Source organism: Dysgonomonas sp. ZJ279 (assembly GCF_011039205.1).
Classification (GTDB): Bacteria; Bacteroidota; Bacteroidia; order Bacteroidales; family Dysgonomonadaceae; genus Dysgonomonas.
In genome coordinates this window covers 1-3698 of sequence record NZ_JAAKEL010000044.1, presented here as the reverse complement: position 1 = coordinate 3698, position 3698 = coordinate 1, and the positions used below count along the sequence as shown (strand labels likewise).

Here is a 3698-nt window from a genome sequence, read left to right as displayed (position 1 = left end):
AGAAATGTACAGTTTAGCCGTTTTTGTCAATTCGGGTCGGGAACTGGCGCGATTGCATGGTCGAGCCTTACGCGCTTAAATTCGTTGCTGGCAATCTCTAATCACGTTAATAGGGTTGATAATCCGCACGGAGTAACCAAAACACAAGTAGGACTTGGTAATTTGCCGAACGCTAAGACCGACGACCCAGCGGTGAACGATACTAATATTTTAGCAACGAGTAAAGCGGTTGCCACTCACGTTTTAAATAAAAGTAATCCGCATGCAGTAACCAAAACACACGTAGGACTTGGTAATTTGCCCAATGCAAAGACCGACGACCCAGCGGTGAACGATACTAATATTTTAGCTACGAGTAAAGCGGTTGCCACTCATGTCTTAAATAAAAGTAATCCGCATGCAGTAACCAAAACACAGGTAGGTCTTGGTAATTTGCCGAACGCTAAGACCGACGACCCAGCGGTGTCGAATAGTGAAGTTTTAGCAACAAGTAAAATGGTTTCTACTGCTACTGCTGGCGTTCTGTCAATTTTCCAACAAGGGTTTGTTGAACTAGTCTATAATCAGCCTGCGCCTCGCATTAATATTAATAAACAGTTGGCACTTGGTAAGATTGGCGTTATAGCCAATATTTATGCGTATCAAAAAACCGATGATACATATAGTGATTTATATTTTAATACTAAAGAGCATCTGTTGTCGGCGGTGTCGTTCCGTTTCTCAAATGCTACTGGGATGGCTGAATCTGTGCGTATTGGCTTTGATACGACACAAACAAATGCCAGCACAAAATATTACTTGGAATATATGATCTATCAAAAACCTTAATTATGGCAACAACGGATATAAACACTTTAAAAAACTGGTTTCGCCGAGGCGCAAAACCGTTAGCCTCTCAATTCGCGGCGTGGCTTGATTCGTATTGGCATAAAGACGAACCTATACCAATCGAAAACATTGATCGGCTGGATGACGTGTTAGGCAATTTCGCCACGACCCAGCAATTAGATAATACACTCACAGAGGTTAACCGAATTGTAAACAATGCACTCACAGAAGTAGACCGCGTTGTAGACGATGCGCTTCAAAAGTTAGAAGATGCCGCCGCCACCTTGCAATTGCAACGCCGTATATCGTTTGCGATGGAAGATACGACAATGCAAATGTTTTTTTCTGAGGGTATGATAATATCGAAAATTGCAGCGGTTAATGTTGATCGCTTGGAATTGATAATAGATAATGTTTCGCAAGTCGTTGTTGTAAATTCAGATATTAACGTTAGCATCGCCGCTAATTCTATTGTGACATTCTTTGTCAACCGCCAAACTATTGACATACAAGCATTCTTGTATCTATACGGTAAATTAAATTAAAAGCGCAATGAAATATAAAGTAATAAAGGACGATAAGACGTTCGAGATCGACGATTTAGTTTTGTTTGATAAGCAGTCTAAAGACTTTCAAACACTGTTTAATAACTTGGAAAATGGAGATATAGCAGAGTTTGACAATGTGTCGATAGTGAGGTTTAGTACAGGTCGTATAATAATAAATACAATTGAGGTATGAGCGGATTTAAAGAAATTTACAGAGATTCAGCTGGTAATAATATATTACAAATATATGATGCTGTTCGTTTTGCCTCGTCGGTGGGTAATGGTGACGGCTTGACCAGAGAAAAACCGATGTCGGTAAGAAGTGTTGGTTTACCAGCAAATCGCGCGGCGTTGATTCTTGGTGGCGGTCACAATATTATTAAACTGACGTCGGGCGGTTCGGGTGGCGCTCTGGTTATCGGTCAAGGGGCGCGTCAAACGGTTGTCGACCTTACATCATACGTAGACTATTACCCGAACATGTTAACTCTAAAAGATTTAACATTGTCAAATGCAGTTTTAACCGCGCAAAGTGGTATAGCCGCTAATATTTCGGCTTCTTATTGCTTATTTCCGATTGCCTTTTCTAAAATAGCAGGGGTCGCAAATGTTACGCGTTCAATAATTACGGGTGTTGTGGATATGACGCGTGGTAGCTTATCGCGCAACTCATTCTTTAATACAATTGTAAGGTCTACAACTGCATTCAGAAGTAATTTAAGTGTCTATGAATCGTGCGACGTTTTCATCGCCACGTCTGATATTGCGACTTATAAAGATTATCATTTATCTTTTGATAAGTGCAATTTTATGATAGGTAACGAGACTGTTTATACACCTTTAGTAGGTGTTACGGCGGTCGAATTACGCGCCGATTTTGTAAGACGTTGCGAGGCACAAGGTGCTACATTGCCGATTATTTCCGAATTTGAAGAGACTAACGCCGTCGGTCGCTGGATGTTTACAAAAGGGTCGGTAAATGGTAGCTTGGTGTTAAAAGGTTCTGAACTTGCAGCATGGCAAACAAAGCGCGGTATATTTTTGGGTTATTCCGATTTGTTGGCAACAGATGTTCCGATTGTCGCAAGCCCGAATATTCCAGCCTCTATGTCGGGCACAAATAAAACAAGTGGATTTGTGCTTCTTGACGGTTCTATCAGTTTAGCGGCGACGGTTGGCGTTACAGATAAACACATTGAGACTATTGATTCTAAGGTGATTTATTTCGGTGGTAAAAAGAATATTACATTTCTTGATATTGTAAATACTTTTGCGGATAAATACGGTGTGTTTATTGAAAGTACCGACACTCTAAAAAACGCCGTGACTGTTATTGCGCCTAGTACTTATTATGTTGTGCGTTCGTCCGATAAGCAATTCGCGGAGGTTTCGTATAACGGTGTAACTTACAGTACATCTTTAGCGACACGCAAAAATGTCTTTTCGGGTGTTGCTGGTGTAACTTCTTTTGCGACCGTATCGGGCAATCCAATAGTTTACAAGGTGGAAGATGTCGCGGTACAAAAAACAATACAAATGCGCGTCGTGAATGAGTTACCCACCGATATAATAACCAGCGGTTCACTAATCGCGAATTATTGGTATTTTGTTGCACCAAATAATCTGAATGATACGACTGGCACAATTACTTATAAAGGGGTTGTTTATTCTTGTTTCGATTCTTTTTTGGTCGATTCGTCCGTGTTGACTTTTAGTGTGCAAGGTGCATGTCATTTGCGCCGTTGTTGGCGAAAGGATTATACACCGACAAGCGAAACAACCGATAAGGCATTCTGGGCGACAAGACAAAAGCCTCAATGGTTTGAAGTAATACCAAACGATTTGCGTTGTTTACTAGCGAACAACTCGTCGGCATCAAACGAAATGCAAGCGGATGCACAAGGGTATTACATAACAACTGGGCACGGTGACTTCTATAATTTTATGAATGGTGCAAGCGGTTTGCAATTGCCCGCCTTTAATATTAGCGGGGTATATATGCAGATTAGACTAGTCGTGTCAACTTTAAATCCGATGTAATATGGCAGATTTTGACAATGGCATTGCGCCGAATGTGCCTATAACCGACCAATCGGTAAGCGATGTTATATTCTCGACAACAGATGTAGCCAGCGTTAATGTAGATGTTATAGAGCAATTTGTTTATGCGACCGAAGAGATAGGCGAGATTGCAAAAGATGGCGAGTTAACTAGTATTATTCTTGTTTCATCCGATATAGACGAGCGCGCAAATGCGCGAGTTATAGAGGCTTTGATATTTGATAATGAGCCAAAGAAAGGCGATAATTTCGCCACGTTCTT

5 protein-coding genes are annotated in these 3698 nt (G+C 41.0%); all 5 read left to right on the top strand.

Going from position 1 to position 3698, the window contains the following annotated elements; all coding sequences use genetic code 11:
* A partial coding sequence (locus G7Y57_RS17665) for a hypothetical protein (RefSeq protein ID WP_317167546.1) occupies positions 1-828 on the top strand: 828 nt, incomplete at its 5' end.
* 2 nt (positions 829-830) lie between these two features.
* Complete coding sequence (locus tag G7Y57_RS17660) at positions 831-1373, top strand: hypothetical protein (RefSeq protein ID WP_165027275.1); 543 nt, start codon at positions 831-833, stop codon at positions 1371-1373.
* 7 nt (positions 1374-1380) lie between these two features.
* Positions 1381-1569: a hypothetical protein gene (locus tag G7Y57_RS17655; RefSeq protein ID WP_165027272.1), complete on the top strand. Its 189-nt coding sequence runs from the start codon at positions 1381-1383 to the stop codon at positions 1567-1569.
* Positions 1566-3416 carry a hypothetical protein gene (locus G7Y57_RS17650; RefSeq protein ID WP_165027269.1) on the top strand — a complete coding sequence of 617 codons (1851 nt, stop codon included), beginning with the start codon at positions 1566-1568 and terminating at the stop codon, positions 3414-3416. The genes G7Y57_RS17655 and G7Y57_RS17650 overlap by 4 nt, the downstream gene beginning before the upstream one ends.
* Before the next feature lies 1 nt (position 3417).
* A partial coding sequence (locus tag G7Y57_RS17645) for a hypothetical protein (protein WP_165027267.1) occupies positions 3418-3698 on the top strand: 281 nt, incomplete at its 3' end.